The organism is Marinomonas phycocola, from assembly GCF_047525455.1.
Classification (GTDB): Bacteria; Pseudomonadota; Gammaproteobacteria; order Pseudomonadales; family Marinomonadaceae; genus Marinomonas.
On the sequence record NZ_JBLIXL010000034.1, the window covers coordinates 1 to 18,634 of the forward strand.

At 38.5% G+C, this 18,634-nt stretch carries 20 protein-coding genes and 1 pseudogene; 11 read left to right on the forward strand and 10 right to left on the reverse strand.

Translation table 11 applies throughout. The features are described from left to right. Positions 1-122 precede the first annotated feature (122 nt). Together ACMUMJ_RS16055 and ACMUMJ_RS16060 are read left to right on the forward strand one after the other, a co-directional pair. Positions 123-512: pseudogene (locus tag ACMUMJ_RS16055) on the forward strand (IS30 family transposase); the annotation flags it as partial. A 24-nt stretch (positions 513-536) separates the two neighbouring features. Then, a complete protein-coding gene (locus ACMUMJ_RS16060) occupies positions 537-836 on the forward strand; it encodes an FkbM family methyltransferase (protein WP_414679862.1) in 300 nt (99 codons plus the stop codon). 5 nt (positions 837-841) lie between these two features. Here the strand turns inward: ACMUMJ_RS16060 and ACMUMJ_RS16065 are convergent, their stop codons facing one another. The 7 genes from ACMUMJ_RS16065 to ACMUMJ_RS16095 form a co-directional block, all read right to left on the reverse strand. Next, positions 842-1,924 (reverse strand): FkbM family methyltransferase, encoded by a 1,083-nt coding sequence (locus tag ACMUMJ_RS16065; protein ID WP_414679863.1) that lies wholly within the window; start codon positions 1,922-1,924, stop codon positions 842-844. A 4-nt stretch (positions 1,925-1,928) separates the two neighbouring features. Further along, positions 1,929-3,089 (reverse strand): Gfo/Idh/MocA family protein, encoded by a 1,161-nt coding sequence (locus tag ACMUMJ_RS16070; protein WP_414679864.1) that lies wholly within the window; start codon positions 3,087-3,089, stop codon positions 1,929-1,931. A 62-nt stretch (positions 3,090-3,151) separates the two neighbouring features. Next, positions 3,152-4,036: an aldo/keto reductase gene (locus ACMUMJ_RS16075; RefSeq protein WP_414679865.1), complete on the reverse strand. Its 885-nt coding sequence runs from the start codon at positions 4,034-4,036 to the stop codon at positions 3,152-3,154. After that, positions 4,033-5,184 (reverse strand): UDP-4-amino-4,6-dideoxy-N-acetyl-beta-L-altrosamine transaminase, encoded by a 1,152-nt coding sequence (gene pseC / locus ACMUMJ_RS16080; RefSeq protein ID WP_414679866.1) that lies wholly within the window; start codon positions 5,182-5,184, stop codon positions 4,033-4,035. Before pseC ends, ACMUMJ_RS16075 begins: the two co-directional genes overlap by 4 nt. Positions 5,185-5,199: 15 nt before the next feature. Further along, the gene (pseB, locus tag ACMUMJ_RS16085) at positions 5,200-6,201 is read right to left on the reverse strand and encodes a UDP-N-acetylglucosamine 4,6-dehydratase (inverting) (protein WP_414679867.1); all 1,002 of its coding nucleotides are present in this window, start codon (positions 6,199-6,201) and stop codon (positions 5,200-5,202) included. An 87-nt stretch (positions 6,202-6,288) separates the two neighbouring features. Continuing rightward, positions 6,289-6,522, reverse strand: coding sequence for an adenylyl-sulfate kinase (locus ACMUMJ_RS16090; protein WP_414679880.1), 234 nt, complete (start codon positions 6,520-6,522; stop codon positions 6,289-6,291). Between the two features lie 72 nt (positions 6,523-6,594). Next, positions 6,595-7,161, reverse strand: coding sequence for a DNA-3-methyladenine glycosylase I (locus tag ACMUMJ_RS16095; RefSeq protein WP_414679868.1), 567 nt, complete (start codon positions 7,159-7,161; stop codon positions 6,595-6,597). A 144-nt stretch (positions 7,162-7,305) separates the two neighbouring features. On the opposite strand from ACMUMJ_RS16095, the gene ACMUMJ_RS16100 reads away from it, so the two are divergent. The 7 genes from ACMUMJ_RS16100 (at position 7,306) to nrtS (ending at position 13,460) form a co-directional block, all read left to right on the forward strand. After that, positions 7,306-8,163 carry an energy-coupling factor ABC transporter permease gene (locus ACMUMJ_RS16100; RefSeq protein ID WP_414679869.1) on the forward strand — a complete coding sequence of 286 codons (858 nt, stop codon included), beginning with the start codon at positions 7,306-7,308 and terminating at the stop codon, positions 8,161-8,163. Beyond that, a complete protein-coding gene (locus ACMUMJ_RS16105; RefSeq protein WP_414679870.1) occupies positions 8,163-8,810 on the forward strand; it encodes an NUDIX domain-containing protein in 648 nt (215 codons plus the stop codon). The genes ACMUMJ_RS16100 and ACMUMJ_RS16105 overlap by 1 nt, the downstream gene beginning before the upstream one ends. A 67-nt stretch (positions 8,811-8,877) precedes the next feature. Then, a complete protein-coding gene (locus ACMUMJ_RS16110) occupies positions 8,878-9,333 on the forward strand; it encodes a DUF1249 domain-containing protein (protein WP_414679871.1) in 456 nt (151 codons plus the stop codon). A 35-nt stretch (positions 9,334-9,368) separates the two neighbouring features. Further along, positions 9,369-9,929, forward strand: a complete 561-nt coding sequence (locus ACMUMJ_RS16115; RefSeq protein WP_414679881.1) for a YqiA/YcfP family alpha/beta fold hydrolase — start codon at positions 9,369-9,371, stop codon at positions 9,927-9,929. A 60-nt stretch (positions 9,930-9,989) separates the two neighbouring features. Continuing rightward, positions 9,990-11,888, forward strand: a complete 1,899-nt coding sequence (gene parE, locus ACMUMJ_RS16120; RefSeq protein ID WP_414679872.1) for a DNA topoisomerase IV subunit B — start codon at positions 9,990-9,992, stop codon at positions 11,886-11,888. Between the two features lie 354 nt (positions 11,889-12,242). Next, on the forward strand, positions 12,243-13,220 hold the full coding sequence (locus ACMUMJ_RS16125) for an HD-GYP domain-containing protein (protein WP_414679873.1): 978 nt from the start codon (positions 12,243-12,245) through the stop codon (positions 13,218-13,220). 21 nt (positions 13,221-13,241) lie between these two features. After that, positions 13,242-13,460, forward strand: coding sequence for a nitrate/nitrite transporter NrtS (gene nrtS / locus ACMUMJ_RS16130; RefSeq protein ID WP_414679874.1), 219 nt, complete (start codon positions 13,242-13,244; stop codon positions 13,458-13,460). Between the two features lie 82 nt (positions 13,461-13,542). On the opposite strand, the gene ACMUMJ_RS16135 is transcribed toward nrtS, so the two are convergent. Further along, complete coding sequence (locus tag ACMUMJ_RS16135; RefSeq protein WP_414679875.1) at positions 13,543-14,400, reverse strand: PA4780 family RIO1-like protein kinase; 858 nt, start codon at positions 14,398-14,400, stop codon at positions 13,543-13,545. Positions 14,401-14,842: 442 nt separating this feature from the next. Here ACMUMJ_RS16135 and ACMUMJ_RS16140 point away from each other — a divergent pair, with 442 nt between their 5' ends. Continuing rightward, positions 14,843-15,460, forward strand: coding sequence for a UPF0149 family protein (locus tag ACMUMJ_RS16140; protein ID WP_414679876.1), 618 nt, complete (start codon positions 14,843-14,845; stop codon positions 15,458-15,460). Between the two features lie 89 nt (positions 15,461-15,549). Here the strand turns inward: ACMUMJ_RS16140 and luxS are convergent, their stop codons facing one another. After that, entirely contained in the window at positions 15,550-16,062 is a 513-nt protein-coding gene (luxS, locus tag ACMUMJ_RS16145; RefSeq protein ID WP_414679877.1) for an S-ribosylhomocysteine lyase, read from the reverse strand. 55 nt (positions 16,063-16,117) lie between these two features. Next, on the reverse strand, positions 16,118-17,392 hold the full coding sequence (gene yjeH, locus ACMUMJ_RS16150; protein ID WP_414679878.1) for an L-methionine/branched-chain amino acid transporter: 1,275 nt from the start codon (positions 17,390-17,392) through the stop codon (positions 16,118-16,120). A gap of 55 nt (positions 17,393-17,447) precedes the next feature. Between yjeH and ACMUMJ_RS16155 the strand changes: the two genes are divergently transcribed. Beyond that, positions 17,448-17,963, forward strand: coding sequence for an Lrp/AsnC family transcriptional regulator (locus tag ACMUMJ_RS16155; RefSeq protein ID WP_414679879.1), 516 nt, complete (start codon positions 17,448-17,450; stop codon positions 17,961-17,963). Positions 17,964-18,634: the final 671 nt, after the last annotated feature.

Sequence of the window (18,634 nt, forward strand, 5' to 3'; positions counted from 1 at the left end):
AATATCTAGTGAAATTATTTGAAGAACTTCCGAAGCGCAATACAGAGGACAGCCTAGAAGACCTGCTGCCTTGGAATATTAAGCTCTAAGATAGAAACAAGGTGTGGTTTGCCGTACGCTTACGAAAGACGCGTTTTTATCTGATAAAGAAAGTGGATTCGAAATCAGCTAAAGATGTGACTCAAGCGACTATAGAGCTATTGATGCCTTTTAAAAATCATGTACACACGATTACAGCGGATAATGGTCGAGAGTTTGCCTATCACGCTGAGATAGCGGAAGCATTAGATACGAAAGTGTATTTTGCTCATCCATATAGCTCTTGGGAGCGTGGAGCGAATGAAAATAGCAACGGCCTTCTGAGGCAATATGTGCCCAAAGGTACTGATTTAAGAAGTGTTACAGAAGAGAGAATAGACTTCGCGATGAGACGAATAAACAATCGTCCAAGGAAGTGTTTAGGGTTCAAGCAACCAGCCGTAATTTTTAAAAATATGTGCTTAGTTGCTTGAAGTGAAAAGTGTCGCACTTCGGACTTGAATTCAGGTGAAAATACAGTATCTGTTCAACAAGTTAGTCTTGATCAATTTTGCACTGAGAATGATATCATTCCTATGTATGTGAAAATGGACGTAGAAGGTGTTGAGCTTGACGTGCTTCATGGAATGGCTGAAGTTATTAAAACGCATCGACCTAAATTAGCGGTCAGCGTTTATCATCGAGCAGAGCATTTAACGGTTATCCCAAACTTATTAAAACAACTTTGCCCTGACTATACGTTTTATTTAAGGCATTATACCCAAGGCTATAGTGAAACAGTTTTATTTGCAGTTTAATTAGGTTATTTCTTCGGGATTGCGTATAAAATGATCTCTAGACCGAAGTCTCCGTGGCAATGTAGTTTGAACGTATAATTATTGTTGTAACTGTGTATCATCTGCGCTATTTGCCATAAATGGGATGTCTCATGGTACACAGAAATTGCGAGTAATGGTGTTTGTTCTATTATTAGTTGCTTTGCCCCTTCGATGGCTTGCGGCTCGGCCCCTTCAATATCCATTTTTATAAAGTTCACCGTTGTGCCAGCACATACGTGATCTAATGAAACTACGGGTAATAAATTACTGGTATTTTCATTTGTATTCTTGTCAGTGAACTTTCCTTGAGACTCCCCTGCAGAGAAATTTAGAATCGTATTTTCTTTCCAGACTCCACATGGATATAAAAAAGTAGATACTCCTTCATGTTTATACTTTTTTGCCTTCTCTTTTAAGCAAGAAAAGTTTTTCGGGTCCGGTTCGAAGCAAATCATAGTGTTCAATTTGATTTCAGTTTGAGACAGTATTGATATTGCGCTATCTAATGTATCTCCAATGTATGATCCACAATCAACAAAACTAATTCCTTCTTTCCATAAAGGCAAATCCAGTAACCAAGGCGGAAAGTATTGTGCTAACCAATCATTCTCAACGTAATATTGACTTGATGGGGAGCTGCGAAAATCAATTATTGCTTTGAGGCAGCGTTTACTTGCGTCGTCATCTAAAATAGACTCAAGCCATGCTAAATTTTTACTGTCTTCATTAGTGCTTGCTACTAATGCTTCTTGATGAGCTTTAGGAATAAAGCGCTCTAATACATATGGGTAACGAAAGATTATTTCGTTCATGTTAAGGCACTCACTGACACCTAACAATATCAGTTCTTGTTTTATCTGTTCACTAGTACATGCCACTGATACTAACACTGTGACTGTGGTATCTAAGATATTATCTGGTCGGTAGATTGGGCAACCTTGATAATGATTTTCTGGAGAATATAGGTCAATAAAAAATGCAACTTCGACACCATGCTCTAAAAGAGCATGATAAACTTTCTGGCCGTTACCACCAGCACCATAAATTGCAATTTGATTATTATACATGTTGTTATTCCGAACCTGATAATTCATCTAGCTTTACCCAGCGTTGTAATTCAACAGATTTCTGAGCTGCTTTAAATAAATTTAAACAGTCTTTAGCCTGCTCTAAACCAAATACGTAATTACTGTCATTTGTAGAATGATTTAAAAAATGTACGAGTTCGCTATGAATATCAGTGTATAAATTTGAAAAAGCTTCAACAAAACCTGTTGGATGTCCTGGTTTCATTCGATTGTATCTGAATTGATTCGCATATTCACATTGACCTGCACGATCAATTATTTCTCTGCGACCATCATTGTAATTTAATTCAAGTTCATCTGGATTTAGTTGAATCCAGTAGGCACTACCTTTATCTCCGTATACTCTCACTTTTAAGCCATTGCGATGTCCTATCGCTGTTTTAGACATCCACATACTACCCTTTATATTATTAGGGTAGTTAAGAAGCATAAATGCATCATCAATCAAGTTTGGATATTGTGAGTGATTGGTGAATTGTGCAATTGTTTCTATAGGCTCTATTTCTAACAAGTATGTTGAAAGGTGATGTAAGTGAACACCTAGATCTAAACAAATAGTTGGCACTTCAAAATCTTGCAGTCTCCATGCCTGTGGCGTTGACGGTTTACCTGCAATATCCGGTGGGCGGCGAAAGCCTTCTTGCGGCATTTCTAAATGAATTTTTTGTATTGTACCCAAAACATTTTTTTTAATTAAATGCTTTAATTCTCTAACCATAGCATAACCGCTGTAATTGTAAGTTACTGCAAGAAAGTGTTTTGCTTTATTGTAGTTGGCCGCAATTTTGTTAATTTCGCTTGGACCAGTAACTAATGCCTTTTCACAAATTATTGGTATATCAGAATTCAATAGTGCTTCAATAACTTCTAAATGATGAGGGGTTGGTGTTAGTATCACAAAGGCATCAACATTTTCTTTTTCAGATTCAATGAGTTGTCGCCAATCATTATAAACATGGTGTGCATCTACTCCCCATCTAGCTGCCGTAGACATATTTTCTTCAAGGGTTCGGGAGAATGCGCCTGCGACAACAATAAATTTATTATCCAGTTGGCTTGCGGCGAAGTGAACATAGCCAACGGCTGAATTGTTCCCACCTCCTATAAAAGCAAGCTTTAGTTTTTGATTACCGTTGTTCATCATATAGACTATCTCTTTTAGCACTCTATTTTGTCATCGGCATTTTTGATGATTTCTTGAGTAAGTTATGGCTTCCATAATGCTGGGTTGGTTAATTGAGGGGCATCAATGGCAAGAGAGGGGAGTTCTAATAAATTTAAAGTATTAATTGTTTCGTATGCGTTGAATATTTCAGTTAATTCACACTCACTATTTACTCCAACGACAATACGATCAATAGATGGCTCTTTTTCAACATAGGCTAAACATAAAGTTAATGCAGAGACGTTTAATTGTTTTGCTATTAAGTGGAATTGCTTTAAGTATTTACGCCAAGGTAAAAAGTAATCATTGAGTTTATCTATCGGCATTAATAGTAAGCCTTGTAAAAAAACTGAACGTGCATGGACTGTAATATTGTTGTCTTTGAAGCATGTAAGCGCGTTGTTTTTTTTAAAGTAGTTATCAAAAGCATTAAATGGGATTTGTACTAAATTTATAGAAGGATGCTGAACTAACTCAGTAATATTGACTCCTGAGTATAATGAAACGCCTGTATGGGTAATGTTGTGTTTCGCTTTTAATTGTTCAAGATAATTGAGTATTGGTTCTACTCCGGGTTTGAATATGTCCGCTACTTGGTGAAATAAAATAGCATTTAAATGACTGCACTTTAGTTCTGAAAAGCATTGATCAATATACTCAACGTATTGTTGTTGAGAATGCGAGTCAAACTGTTTTGCTTGGAATGGTGGTATTTTGGTTATGATCGAGAAATAATTGTGAAGCTCATTAAATGAGGAGATGGCACTGTGGCTATCTCCATATCCAATTGCTGAGTCTAAAGTAACTATTTGCTTTTCGGCGGCCAGCTGTAAAATGTTATGAACTTCTTGAGTGCTTGGCTTACCCTGAGTATTACTTACTCCATAATCCACTCCAAACTGAACGGTGCCTAATGCTAATTTCACAGTAACTTTCCGATTTCATCAGTAATAAAATTTTGTTGAGGAGAGGATAACTGTGGATGAAGAGGAATGGTAAATGCTGTCTGGTAGTACTTTATCGCATTTGGAAAATCGTTCTCTTCAAACCCCATTTGTTTATAGTATGGTTGAATATGTATTGGTATGTAATGTAAGTGACTAGCAATTCCATTTCTTCTTAGCTCTTCAATCACATGTTTGTGAAGGTGCTCATGAGTATCATCAAGTCTTAATATATATAAATGATAGCTTGAATAGCATTCAGTAAGCTGAGTTAAATGAGATAAAGGTTTACTTCCAAAAGAGTCTGCATATTTAAGAGCAAGTTCGTTTCTATCTGCAACAAACTCATCCACTTTGCTTAACTGGCTTAGCCCCAGTGCAGCTTGTAAATCAGTCATTCTATAGTTAAAACCAAGCTCAATTTGCTGATAGTACCAAGGGCCGTGACTTGGTTCAGTCATTTCTTCAGGATTGTTGGTTATTCCGTGACTACGTAGTCTTTTCATTGTGGCGTTTAACGCTGAGTCATTAGTGACTGCCATCCCACCTTCAGCGCTAGTAATGATTTTTACAGGGTGGAAGCTAAACACCGTGATGTCTGAAAACTCACAACAACCTACTTTATTGTTGCGATATTCTGCGCCAATGGCATGGGAAGCATCTTCAATGATTTTAAAACCGTATTTTTTTGCAAGCTTATGAATGCTTTGCATATCGCAAGATTGACCTGCCAAGTGAACAGGGATTACCGCTTTAGGTAATCGGTTTTCTTGTTCGGCTACTATCAGTTTCCTTTCAAGTTCGTTAACTGACATATTTCCAGTTGCTAAATCTATATCAACAAAATCAACACGAGCACCGCAATACAATGCACAGTTAGCAGATGCAACAAATGAAATCGGCGATGTCCATACTAAATCGCCTTTACCTACACCCAATGCCAAACAGGCGATGTGTAACGCTGAAGTCGCACTGTTAACTGCGATCGAATAATTAGCAGTGCAATACTCTGCAATTGCTTCTTCGAAAACGGGTACTTTCGGGCCTTGAGTAAGCCAATCTGACTGCAATACGTCAACGACAGCATCAATGTCTTCTTGGCTAATAGATTGTTTTCCGTAAGGGATCATGGGTTACGTTCTACTTTAAATTAATGCTTGTGTATTGAAGTCTTTGATTTCATCAACAGTCATATAGTGAGGGTTGTGTAGAGAGCTGTACTCAAAACCTTGTTTTACTTTTGCTCCTCTTTCGCCCAAAGCATTAATCGTAAAATCGTTGCTGCGGCTACTGAACTTTATTCCCGGTGCTATAAGAAAGTGATCTTCATATTCATAGGTTTCAAAGCACAAATCAGCGGGACACATGATTTCATGTAACTTTTCACCCGGACGAATGCCTATGATTTTTAATGGCAAATCAGGAGCCATTGCTTTTGCTAAATCAGTGATGCGTATAGAGGGTATTTTAGGTACAAAAATTTCACCACCTAACATACGTTCAAAATTTGTTAAAACAAAATCCACACCTTGCTGTAAATTTATCCAAAAACGTGTCATTTCATCGTGAGTGATCGGAATATGATCACGACCTTCATCAATAATTTTTTGAAAAATGGGTACGACTGAACCTCGTGAACATACAACATTGCCATAGCGTACTACTGAAAATGTTGTACGGTTACCGCCTGCAATGTTATTCGCCGCGACAAATAATTTATCTGATGCTAATTTAGTTGCGCCGTATAAATTAATAGGATTGGCTGCTTTGTCTGTAGATAATGCAATGACCTTTTCAACGTCGTTATCAAGCGCGGCATCAATAACATTTTCAGCGCCATTGATATTCGTTTTGATGCATTCCATCGGGTTGTATTCTGCGGCAGGTACTTGCTTAAGCGCAGCGGCATGAATGACGTAATTAACCCCTCTCATTGCGCGGCGTAAACGATCTTTATCACGTACATCGCCAATAAAATAGCGCATACAAGGCTGATTGAACTCTTGTTGCATTTCAAATTGTTTGAGTTCATCACGAGAAAAAATAATTATCTTTTTAGGGTTATAGCGTTCAAGCAACGTTTTTACGTACTTTTTGCCGAATGAGCCGGTACCACCGGTGATTAAAATTGTTTTATTATCGAACATATTACTACCTAAATTGTTGGCTATTGGTGTTTTTCGACGCGCAATTGTGATGTTTAAATAAACATAGTAGTACTCTAACGATATTAATCATAAAAAAAGTTTAGATACTTCTGCAATACGCCTAATGTTTTCGATACGATCAGCGTCAGTAAAGGCTAAATTATTGCTAAGACTAGAGCGTATGTTGTTCCTGTCAAGAATGTAGGAATGCATATTGTTATCAAATAATGTTTTGTCTAACTCATTGGTGATGATTGATTTTCCTGCCTGCAATAAGCCCGTTAACCAGATTATTTTGGGCGTTTGATTTTTTGAGAGGATCTATCTTCTTTAACTGATATGTAAATGTTGCTCTTGAATCATGATTTAAAAGCCTGATATCAATGATTAAACTTAAGTGATTTCGGTTCTGGAAATACACCCGATCAAATGATCATTTACCATTCCAGTTGCCTGCATGTAGGCGTAGCAAATAGTGGGTCCGAAGAATTTAAAGCCTCTTTTTTTCATATCTTTTGATATTGACGTGGCTAAATCTGTGACAGCTGGTACCTCTGCTAACGTATGATAATTGTTTACAATTGGCTTTCCTTGAGTGTGTTGCCAGTAATATGTGCTGAAGCTACCAAATTCATCGGCAATTTTGAGAAATGCTTGAGCATTTGTGATCGTTGCTTTTATTTTTAATTTGTTTCTGATTATGTTGGTATCTTGAACCAGTCGCTCTATGTCTTTTTCTGTCATTTGACTGACTTTTGTTGGGTCAAAATTGTGAAAAGCGGCAGCGTATCCTTCTCTTTTATTTAAAATTGTAATCCAACTAAGACCCGCTTGGGCACTTTCTAGTACAATAAACTCAAATAGAGTTCGATCGTCGAATACGGGTTTACCCCATTCGTTATCGTGGTAAGCAATGTACTTTGGCGTGCTTAGGCACCAACCGCATCGTTGATCGGACATAAAAGGCCTTCTATTGCAGTATATTAAGAGCCAACTTCCCAGAAGTTGATGTGCTGGTTTTGATAGCTCGCCTAATGTAGATATTAACAAATTTTTAATGGTTTTCGACGTTATTTTCATTTTTTACGATGGCATAGGCCCACTATGAGTTTAGATAATCAGCTTTTTCCTTTAGGCCTTCTTTGGTTTGCAAATTGGCTGTTCTTTGTTTGTGCATTGATTTTATGGAGAGAGAAGCCGTGGAAAGCACTTTTAGATAATCCGAGTTTACAGCATCGATTTTTAGCGGCTTGTGTCCTCCTTTTATGTCTCTGGCGTATTACTATTGATTTAAGTCTTGGCGTTGCGATTCATTTTTTAGGAATAACGACCATTACGCTGATGTTTGGCTGGGGGCTGGCTTTGGTCGTAGCGCTTTTTGCTCAACTGGGTTTTTTATTTTCAGGCTTGGATAATCTAGAGAGTTTTTCATTAAACTTTTTATTAAGTGGTGCTTTGCCTATTTGGATTACTTGGCGTTGGCACCGATTTATAGAAAGCTTTCATTCTAATAACCCTTTTATTTTTATTATGGGAACGGGGTTTGTTGGGTGTTTGATTGGCTGTCTAGCGGTAAGTGCCTGTGCCGTTGGGCTGCTTTTACTGGGTGGTCGGTTTGAATTTGGTCGTGAAACATGGGAGTACATTGCATTTTTGCCTTTGTTTATTATCCCGGAAGCCGTTATTAACGGTATGTTTATTTCAGGATTTAGTATTTTACACCCACATTGGGTGGTTACTTTTGACGACGATCGATTTTTTAAAGCACCACCGCCTAATGCAATGATTTTAGATGAAGAAAAGCCGCCAGAAGCAATGGATCTCGATAAGCAAGAGAATCACACTGATCGAGCAAATGACGAAATTTCTCATGATGATGAGATAGATCCTGATGCTGCGTATAGACCTCCTGCATCTTGGTCTAAAAAAGATGAAAATAAAAAAGACCATAAGGATGAATAATGTCTAAATCTATTGAAGGTAACCCTTCTGAGTTCATGCCCAAATATGATCATTCAGATGTTGAAATTATTAAAGAAGAATCTCTATATAATGGCTTTTTTAAAATGAAAAAAGTCACGTTAAAACATAGATTATTTAACGGTGGTTGGAGTGGTGCAATTGAAAGAGAGATGATGATAAGGGGGGATGCTGTTTGTGTTCTTTTATACGATCCGATTGAAGATAAAGTGCTTTTAATTGAGCAGTTTAGAGCATGCGCTGTAAAGCACGCTTCCCCTTGGCTGTTAGAGCTAGTAGCTGGGATGGTTGAGGAAGGTGAATCAAATGAAGAGGTCGCGCGTCGAGAGTCTTTGGAAGAGGCAGGTGTTGAAGTTGAACGATTGGAATGGATGCTGAATTTTGTTCCTTCACCGGGTGGCTTAGTCGAATATTTAAAAATGTATGTGGGTGAATTCGATTCAACAAAAGTGAATTTAGCAAAATCCTATGGTCTTGAAGGTGAGAATGAGGACATCCGGTTGCATCTGTATCGTGCAGATGATGCTATTGCTCTTTTGAAAACCAACATTGATAATGCAAGTACAATCATGGGGCTACAGTGGTTGGCGTTAAATAAAAAAGATCTTCGAGCAAGGTGGCTTGCTTAGCGTTATACTGTATTAGTAAAATTAGATGCCTTGTTTCTAATAAGAGACAGAAGAAGAGAGTAACTGAATGCAACAGAATTATGTACCTGATTTAAGCAGTTTACAGTTGCTTGGCGAATTAAATTATCGTCGAGTTGGTAAACTAATGCGCACTCAGGAGGAGCAATCTGAGTGGGTATTTGAGGTGCATACGGTGGGAGGTCAAGAGAGCCGATTGACTTTGCTTTTAGGAAAAGAAAGCCAATACACGACCGAGCTAAAGCTTGAATTTGGGCATATTAGCGATACAGAACTTTTGTTTGATTCTAAAGTGAATATGACTGTTCGGCTTTATCATGATGTGGGTCTGGCTGAAATTACCGATGGGCATCGTCAATTTAAAGGCAGTTACCCTTATCCAAATGATGCCATGTTGCATAAGGATGAAAAATTTAGGTTGAATCAGCAGTTGGCGGATTTGCTTGAACTTTGTTTGAAGCATGGTCATCGACGTATTAATTCATTTGATTTTCAATACGCGTAACTTTTTATTCTACTGGAATAAACATGCCTTATTTAATGTATCTTCATGGTTTCAACAGCTCTGAACATTCTTTTAAATCCAATTGTATACATAAGACGCTTGAGTCAATGTCACTCACAGATTGCTATCTAATGCCTAGATTATCGTGGGAGCCAAACAAAGCCATTGCGCAGGCAAGTACACTGATTGAGCAGCATCTTTCAGAAGGCATTACATTGATTGGTAGCTCATTAGGTGGATTTTATGCGGGTTACTTATCTGAAAAATATTCAATTAATGCTGTGATGGTTAACCCAGCCGTTTCTGCACATACGTTGTTGGTGAATTACCTCGGAGAACAGACTAACCCATACACAAATGAAGAGTATGTTTTAACACAAGAGCATATGCTTCAGTTACGTTCATTGGATACCCCTATGATGACGCCGGAGCGATATTGGTTAATGTTACAAGAGGGTGATGAAGTGTTGGATTATCGAAAGGCTTTAAAAAAATACCCAAACGTGCGTTTAACGCAAGAGCCATTAGGGAATCATAGCTTTGTTCATTTTGAACGTCATATTGATGATATACTGACGTTTGCAAACTTACTGTAAATGACTCATTGTTGAGTGTTGAACGGATTTTATTATTTTATTGATTCTAAGAAGAGTGCCATGTCTGTTAAAAACTATAATGCGGCTTCTATTGAAGTACTAAGTGGATTAGAACCCGTACAAAAGCGACCGGGAATGTACACAGATACAACGCGTCCAAACCATTTAGCCCAAGAGGTCATTGACAACTCGGTTGATGAAGCGCTTGCAGGGCACGCGGATCGAATTGAAATAATTTTATACAAAGACGGTTCTTTAAGTGTTGAAGATAATGGTCGTGGTATGCCGGTAGACATTCATGTCGAAGAAGGTATCTCGGGTGTTGAACTCATCTTAACCAAGTTACACGCTGGTGGTAAGTTTTCTGGAGACAATTATCAGTTCTCAGGTGGTCTTCATGGTGTAGGTGTTTCGGTAGTAAATGCTTTGTCTACTCAATTAGATGTTTGGGTAAAGCGCGATTCGAAACTGCATCATATTGCCTTTGCTGATGGGTGTAAAACCTCTGACTTGGCAGAAGTCGGTGCAGTAGGAAAGAAAAATACGGGTACTAAAGTTCAGTTTAAAGCCGATCCTAAATATTTTGATTCTAGTAAATTTTCGATTTCTCGTTTAAAGCACTTACTGAAAGCTAAAGCTGTTTTATGCCCTGGATTGCATGTTGTTTTTGTTGATCAAAGTGGCAGTTCTGTTGAAACAGAAGAGTGGTTTTTCCAAGATGGCTTGAAAGATTATCTAGCGCAGGCGAATGCTGGATTTGAGCTGTTACCAGATAAGCCATTTATCGGCGGAGTCATTGAAACAACTCAAGGTGTGGATTGGGCTGTGCAATGGTTACCTGAAGGTGGGGACCTGATTACAGAAAGTTATGTCAATTTGATTCCAACGGCGCAAGGTGGTACTCATGTTAACGGTTTGCGTACTGGTTTGCTTGAAGCGATTAAAGAGTTTTGTGATTTTCGTAACTTGTTGCCTAGAGGGGTGAAGTTGACCGCAGAAGATGTGTGGGATCGATGCAGTTATGTATTATCTGCAAAAATTCAAGAACCACAATTCTCAGGCCAAACTAAAGAGCGATTGTCTTCTCGTCAAATAGTGGCATTTATTTCAGCCACTGTAAAAGACGCATTTAGCCTTTGGTTAAACAAGCATGTTGAAGATGGGCAAAAAATTGCAGATATTGTTATTAACAGTGCCCAAAAACGCATGCGGGCCAGCAAAAAAGTCGTGCGTAAAAAAATCACACAAGGACCAGCATTGCCAGGAAAATTAGCGGATTGCTCCGGGCAAGATACGGCACGAAGTGAGCTGTTTCTAGTAGAAGGGGATTCCGCTGGAGGATCAGCGAAGCAGGCGAGAGACAAAGAATTTCAAGCCATCATGCCTCTTCGTGGAAAGATATTGAATTCATGGGAAGTGGATTCTTCTGAAGTGCTGGCCTCTCAAGAAATCCACGATATCTCTGTCGCATTAGGAATTGACCCAGGTGTGGATGATCTCTCTAATTTGCGTTATGGGAAGGTGTGCATCTTAGCGGATGCTGACTCAGATGGATTGCATATCGCCACTTTGCTCTGTGCACTGTTTGTGAAGCATTTTCCATACCTTGTGAAGGCTGGTCATGTTTATGTTGCGATGCCGCCTTTATATCGTATTGATGTGGCTAAAGAAGTCTATTATGCACTTGATGATGAAGAAAAAGAGATCACGTTAAATAAAATTGCTGCGGAGCATAAGCGTTCGACACCAAATGTACAGCGATTCAAGGGGCTAGGAGAGATGAATCCTTCTCAACTTAGAGAAACAACAATGGCACCTGATACAAGACGATTGATTCAACTTACGATGGAAGATGTGCCAAATACAGATGAATTGTTAGACAAGCTCTTATCGAAAAAACGTGCCGGTGATCGTAAATCTTGGTTAGAAACCTATGGAAATTTAGCGATTGTTGATTAGTGTTGTCACCAATATCTAGAGTAAGCAAGGATGCTTATGATTGTTTAGAATGAAATTCAAACTGCATTTTTGATCGAATCCACTTTTTTAGCCGAAACCGTTTTGTTTGTCCTAAGCGTTTTGGGTATTCATTCTCTATATTCAAATTTAATCGTGTGTTGATTTATCTCGTGTGTGTTCCTTCGTGTTACCTGCTTGTATAAAATCTTATCGGTAGGGAAATTTAAAAAAATTAAGTTATGAATCGTGGAATAATTTAGGAATTCGATAGTCTGAGTATTGTTGGTTCGATATATTGAGTCTAGTATATGGATGTTTGTAGAAAAAATATTTAATTAAATTGAAGGGATAAATATGGGATTTTTTGATCGCGTTGGTCAATTAATGACAGGGAGAACGGTGCCAAACCTTGATCCAGTATTGGACTTGTCTAATCAAGAAGTATTTGAAGCTCATTTAAGTAGCTTATTGGCGAGTTTGCTCACTATGGCTTGGTTTGTTGAAGCTAGGGATCCTTATACAGGCGGGCATTTATGGCGTGTTTCGAAATACTCTGAGTTATTAGCAAAAGCATGCGGTGAGAGCAACGCCAGTGTGGCTCAAATCAGCTTAGGTGGTTTCTTACATGACTTAGGTAAAATTGGTATTCCTGATGCTATTCTAAATAAAGCGGATAGATTGACGGATGACGAATACAGCATTATTAAAACCCATCCAGAAATGGGCTTTAGAATGTTAGGAGGCCACCCCTTATCGGATTTTGTTAAAGACGCTGTTCTGCTACATCATGAACGTCCAGACGGAAAAGGCTACCCTCAAGGTTTGAGTGAAAAAGACATTCCTTTAATGGCGCGTATCGTTGGTCTTTGCGATGCGTTCGATGCAATGACCAGCAGTCGTCCGTATCGTGCTGGTATGCCATTAGAAAAAGCGTTAAGCATTATTGAAGCTAATTTAGGATCTCAGTTTGATAAGTCTTTAGGTCTTGTTTTTATTCGTTTGGGACGTGAAGGTGCCTTAAATGCGGTATTGGGCCACAGTGGTAATGGTATTCCGTTGGAAACGTGTAATGCCTGTGGCTTTAGTTTGGTAATACATAAGGACCATCATGAAGGGGAGAGCGTATTTTGTCGTCATTGCTCAGGGGAATCTAAATTAAGTGAGCAAGAGGGTAAATTAGTTCCTCTTTTTACAGGTCGAAAGGGCGCTCCAATGGATTCAGAACCAAAATTGGATCAACAGCTGATTGCTGAAACTGTTAGGCAATCAATTGCTGCGTTGCCTGTTACTGAAATGACGCATTCTGTTATGACAAATTACCAAACTAACTAAACTAAAATAGGTGACTAGTGGGTGGAGCTTTTAAAAGTAGCCACAGCAAAAAAGAATTTACTCGCGTCCTTTAAGATTTGCTTAGTTGTAGGGACTGTATTGAATTTAATAAATCAAGGGCCAACGGTGTTTGAAGGTGGTTCGATATCTTGGATTCATTTGTTGATGAATTATATGGTACCCTTTTGTGTTTCGAGTTTTAGTGCTGCAAAGAATCAAATGGCAATGAAATGTGACTAATGCAATAACCTTTATTGAGCGGCTAAATACTAGAACACTCAATAAAGGTTGTTGTCATTTCAAAGATATGCAGGCTAGATAATTAGTCTTCTTCGTTGGCTACTTGAATACGTTTTAACCTTTCTTCTTCTTCAGCGATAGCGGCTTGAATTTCCGCTAATACACTGTCGACATTAGCTTCTGCATCGTCCTCTACAAACACCCCCTCTAATTGAGAGTCAGGGGTTAATTCTCCTGATTCGTAAAGCGCCCACATTTCTTTAGCGTATTTTGTTTTACTTAGTTCTGGTGCAAAACGAGCGTAGTATTCTGTTATTTTATCGACATCTCGTGATAACATCCATTCTGCATTGTTGTTACCCGCTGCATCGACGACTTGAGGTAGATCTATAATGACGGGGCCATATTCATCAACGAGAACATTGAACTCAGATAAATCACCATGGATCAAACCAGTGCATAACATGCGAACAATGTAATGCATCATTACTAAGTGATCTTCAATGGCTTGCTCTTTACTCATACTGACATCATTTAATCGTGGTGCAACGTCACCTGATTCGTCAGTAATTAATTCCATGAGTAAAACACCGTCAATACAACCAAACGTTTCAGGAACTCGAACTCCTGCTTCTGATAGTTTTTTGAGTGCATCTACTTCGGTATTATGCCAAGCCGTTTCTTGTTGCTCGCGCCCGTATTTTGAGTTTTTCTCCATTGCTCTTGATCGGCGACTGTTACGAACTTTGCGTCCTTCTTGATATTGAACTGCGTTTTTAAAGCTACGTTGAGCAGCGTCTTTATAGACTTTGGCACAACGTATTTTATCTCCACAGCGCACGACATAAACAGTGGCTTCTTTGCCACTCATCAATCGACTGATGACTTCATCTATTAAGCCATCTTCGATCAGTGGTTGAATTCGATTCGGTACTTTCATGGGGTCCTTATACCTTACATTTAAACAATTAGAATGGCTCGGGTGGCTCCAGAGTCATTGAGTATTGTTTATATGTGTTGAGTGAAACACTGTCTTGCAGTGTGGTAACTAGGCAATACTAGTAAACTAACTACGGTTACCATATGTACATCTATAGCGGCAAATAATGTGTCTTTATTATGTGTTACATAACACATTCGAATTATGGAAAAATGCACCTGTCTATCACTTTACCTATAACTAGGCAGCGTACCGCACAATAGCTCCATAAACCATATAAGATACTAGAAAAATCAAGATAATATTTGAATGTGTTGTTAAATAATAAATAGAGGTTAATAGAGTAAGGCATTATTTTGTAATAAAAATGCATGCTATAGTTGCGGTAATTTGTGAAACTAAAAAACGCTATGTGTTCTTGGATGTATTGAGTAGGTGCTGTATGGAAGATAAGTCAGATTCTAATAACAAATTAAATGAGGCTGATTTATACGATCGGTTGGATTACTTTTTAGCTAATTTTGGATCAGATCGCTCTATTACTTGTATATCTGAGCTGGATGGTTTCTTTACTTCGTTAGCGTGTGCGAGCAATTCATTTCTCCCTGAAGTGTGGCTGCCTGCGATTTGGGGCGCTGAAGAGGATCAACCTTCTTGGGAAAGCGTAGAAGAACAGGATGAATATTTGCACCTTGTTTTTGTTATGTATGTTGAAACGATGGACACCATTGTTAGCGGTCAATGCCAACCTATCTTTATGGAATATGACAATGAAGACAGTACTGAATTATTAGTCGAAGAGTGGTGTGTTGGGTTTATGAGAGGGTCATTATTAACAGGTGTATCTTATGGTGCTGAAAAAGATTTTATTGATGAAGTGTTGGCACCTATGCGTCTTTTTGGTACCGAAGCGGGTTGGAAAAAAGTAGAAATGATGAATAAAGAAGAAGTCGAGTTTTGGAAAGATATGATTCAGCCCTGTGTTACTCGTTTAGCACAAAGTAATCATCCAGAAATCAAGTTTACAACTGAGTCATCTGAAAATACGATCATTCACTGATTAGTAAAAAGTATAAATGCAGTCGGCTGTGTCATCGCATTAACGATGGAACACAGCCTTAATATGGTCTTGAGCTCAAGAGCCGAATATTAGCTGTGTTCAGCAATAAACTCTTCACTTAAATACAGTTCTTCATTGCTGTTGACTTGGACATCGCGCGTTAAGATATTCTTAGCAATGTCTTTTGCTTCATTTAAAGAATGCATCTCATAAGTCCCGCACTGGTATTCATTCAGTTCAGGAATGTCTTCTTTAGTGGCAACGTTTAACACATCCTCCATTGCTGATTTCCATGACTCAGCGACTTTTTTTTCTGTTGGTGTACCAATAAGGCTCATATAAAAACCTGTACGGCAGCCCATTGGAGAGATGTCGATGATTTCAACTGAGTCACTATTCAAATGATCACGCATAAAACCTGCAAATAAATGCTCTAATGTGTGAATGCCTTTTTCTGAAAGAATTTCTTCATTAGGGATACAAAAGCGTAAATCAAAAACAGTAATTTGATCTCCACTTGGAGTAGACATGGATTTAGCAACACGAACCGCTGGTGCTTGCATACGTGTGTGGTCAACGCGGAAACTATCTAGTAATGGCATATTAACTCCTATTAAAACATTCAACTTTAGATACGGTTATCGTGGCTATTGTACTCTAAACTTTTGCATTAATAGATACTGTGTTTGATTTAGTTGATTGAAAATGCTCCCAAGCGTAAGCGGTTATTAAAGCGACCGTCGCAAATAGCATACCTATGCCAATTTGATATGCGATGACTGTACACGCTACCATTGATATACAAGACAAAATACGCAGGTTTTGGCTAAAAAGTTTCCATGATGCAATGGTTGCTAGTGAATAAATTAAAAGGAACGTACCGTTGGTCATTTCGATTAACCAATATAGGTTGAAGTTTAAGAGTTCCGTTGCAATAAGAGAAAATAAACAAATGCCACAAACGAGAGCAATCGCTCTACCTGGTGACCCATATGCGTTTAATTTTTGGAAATAGCGTGGCATTGCCTTTTTGTTTGATAATGCCTGTACCATGCGGCCAAAGCCTAGGATGTATATGGCGGTGTTGGCAAATGAAATTAAAAATGCACCCGCCGAAAACCATTTACTTGCCGTCGCTCCCATAATTTTCTCAACGAGTATTGCAATGGATTGACTGTCTTGCATTTCTGATCCATAAGCATGATGCCAACTGATGAGTAACACGAGTGTTAGGTACGTTAATACTACAATGGTAATCCCCCCAAGCATTGCTATCGGAAAATCTTTAGCAGGGTTCTTAAACTCTGCTCCCATATGAGCCATAACTTCAATACCCAAGAAACACCAAAAAACAACGCTCACTGCTGACAATGCCTGTTGCCACTGAGGAATAGAGAGTGGAGTGAGGATGCTAGCCGTAGCGGAAGTAATATCCCCTTGAAAAGCGAGCGAAGCAACGGCCACTATCATAATGACAACAATCAGTGATTGAATGCGTGCCGAGGTTTGAATACCTATAATACCAAACAGAAATAGCCCTAGAATGGTTAAAATACTCAGTGTTAATATCCATTCGTTAGAAAGATTAAAAACAATTGCAAGATAGTAAGCACATACTTTTATAGCAACGCCAGGGCCTACTAACAATATGCTGATAAATAGCCATCCAACCGCTTTTTCTGCTTTGTCTCCGAAGGCCTGACCAATATAATGAGAAGCGCCTCCTGCAGAAGGAAAGCGTGAGCCCAGTAGCGCAAAAACAAGAGCAATAGGAATAATTATGAAGACGGTGATAAGCCAGCTATAAAACGCAAAGTCACCTGCTTGAGTAACAGACATAGCAGGTAATGCCATTAGCCCTGTACCAACAAAGGTGGTAATCGTCATCGCAATGCCTTGCCATGGCCCCAGTGTTTTTTTAAATTCACTCATGTTGATTATGTACTCATTGTTGTGTCAATCTGATGGAGTAAAGATAAGGTATTTTGTGACATATAGCGCGTATCAATATGACGGAAGTCACCGTGATATTGACTTTATAATAAGCGATTTTGATGAAATGTGGAAAAGCGGAATGAATTTAGACAGTTATGACCAAAAAATAGTAGCTTTATTGGTGGGTGATGCGCGCTTATCTATCTCGGATGTTAGCCGCTCGATTAACTTATCTCGGTCTGCCGTCGCGGAAAGAATTAAGCGGCTAGAAGAAAGTGGCATCATAACTGGGTATCATGCGAAAGTTTCTATAGAAGGGCGTGGGAAAGTGAGCGCGTATTTTGCGATGACATTTTCACCTCTCTCTTGTGATTTACTGATGACACCATTGATGGAAATCCCAGAAATAAAGCTGGCTCACTCTATTAGTGGGGATGTGGATTTAATGGTATTTGTCGAAGCTGAGTCAATGGAGCGCATCAATGCGATAAGAGAAAGTTTTGATCATTTACCAAATGTCGAAAGAGTGATAACTCATACGGTACTAACACCACGAATTAATCGCTAATATTGATTATAATAATCTTATGCCTAAGAAAACTGCAATTAAGAAGTCTCAATACACTAAACACCTTTCATTCGAGTAAAAAGCACAAGATGTCACTCATTGCAGTACTTTTGACCACTAACTAAGCCGACTTAGTCTTCTTTAGTGATTTTGAACGGATTAACCCCTGCCGCTCGTATCATCTGCTCCATTCTAAACGCCTTGGCTTTTAGTTCATATAGTTTAAATTTTTAGAAGATTTTAAACAGAAATCACTGGCACTCTATTAATCACTGTCTAAATTCACGTTTTAAGTAAGCGACTCTTAAAAAGGTCTGTTCTTAAAAGCCAATGACGTGGTGCGTTTAACAGTCACTTGGTATTCACTTAACATCACATTGATTTAAGTCATTCACCAGCCAAATCACACCATCAATGGTGTGGTCATTCATCGCTATTTAAACTGAAAAAACAAACTTAAGGATGAAAAAGATATTATGTTAATGATTACTAACTCGTCCCTTATTTTTCTGGTATGGCTTATCATATTGTGCTTTCTTGCATTTAATAACCCGTGGTGCATTTGGAAAATAAGGTGAAAGGAGTAAGTTACTCACCCTCAATAAGAGATTATCATTAATTATCTAGAAAAATGGTAATACGATGAGTAACTTACAGACTGTTTATAACAA

What these genes read in the sequence shown, in the direction of transcription:
- ACMUMJ_RS16065 (WP_414679863.1), bottom strand. Translation starts at nt 1,924, where the DNA reads ATGTATAATAATCAAATTGCAATTTATGGTGCTGGTGGTAACGGCCAG.
- ACMUMJ_RS16070 (WP_414679864.1), bottom strand. Translation starts at nt 3,089, where the DNA reads ATGATGAACAACGGTAATCAAAAACTAAAGCTTGCTTTTATAGGAGGT.
- pseC (WP_414679866.1), bottom strand. Translation starts at nt 5,184, where the DNA reads ATGATCCCTTACGGAAAACAATCTATTAGCCAAGAAGACATTGATGCT.
- pseB (WP_414679867.1), bottom strand. Translation starts at nt 6,201, where the DNA reads ATGTTCGATAATAAAACAATTTTAATCACCGGTGGTACCGGCTCATTC.
- ACMUMJ_RS16095 (WP_414679868.1), bottom strand. Translation starts at nt 7,161, where the DNA reads ATGTCCGATCAACGATGCGGTTGGTGCCTAAGCACGCCAAAGTACATT.
- ACMUMJ_RS16100 (WP_414679869.1), top strand. Translation starts at nt 7,306, where the DNA reads ATGAGTTTAGATAATCAGCTTTTTCCTTTAGGCCTTCTTTGGTTTGCA.
- ACMUMJ_RS16105 (WP_414679870.1), top strand. Translation starts at nt 8,163, where the DNA reads ATGTCTAAATCTATTGAAGGTAACCCTTCTGAGTTCATGCCCAAATAT.
- ACMUMJ_RS16110 (WP_414679871.1), top strand. Translation starts at nt 8,878, where the DNA reads ATGCAACAGAATTATGTACCTGATTTAAGCAGTTTACAGTTGCTTGGC.
- ACMUMJ_RS16115 (WP_414679881.1), top strand. Translation starts at nt 9,369, where the DNA reads ATGTATCTTCATGGTTTCAACAGCTCTGAACATTCTTTTAAATCCAAT.
- parE (WP_414679872.1), top strand. Translation starts at nt 9,990, where the DNA reads ATGTCTGTTAAAAACTATAATGCGGCTTCTATTGAAGTACTAAGTGGA.
- ACMUMJ_RS16125 (WP_414679873.1), top strand. Translation starts at nt 12,243, where the DNA reads ATGGGATTTTTTGATCGCGTTGGTCAATTAATGACAGGGAGAACGGTG.
- ACMUMJ_RS16135 (WP_414679875.1), bottom strand. Translation starts at nt 14,400, where the DNA reads ATGAAAGTACCGAATCGAATTCAACCACTGATCGAAGATGGCTTAATA.
- ACMUMJ_RS16140 (WP_414679876.1), top strand. Translation starts at nt 14,843, where the DNA reads ATGGAAGATAAGTCAGATTCTAATAACAAATTAAATGAGGCTGATTTA.
- luxS (WP_414679877.1), bottom strand. Translation starts at nt 16,062, where the DNA reads ATGCCATTACTAGATAGTTTCCGCGTTGACCACACACGTATGCAAGCA.
- yjeH (WP_414679878.1), bottom strand. Translation starts at nt 17,392, where the DNA reads ATGAGTGAATTTAAAAAAACACTGGGGCCATGGCAAGGCATTGCGATG.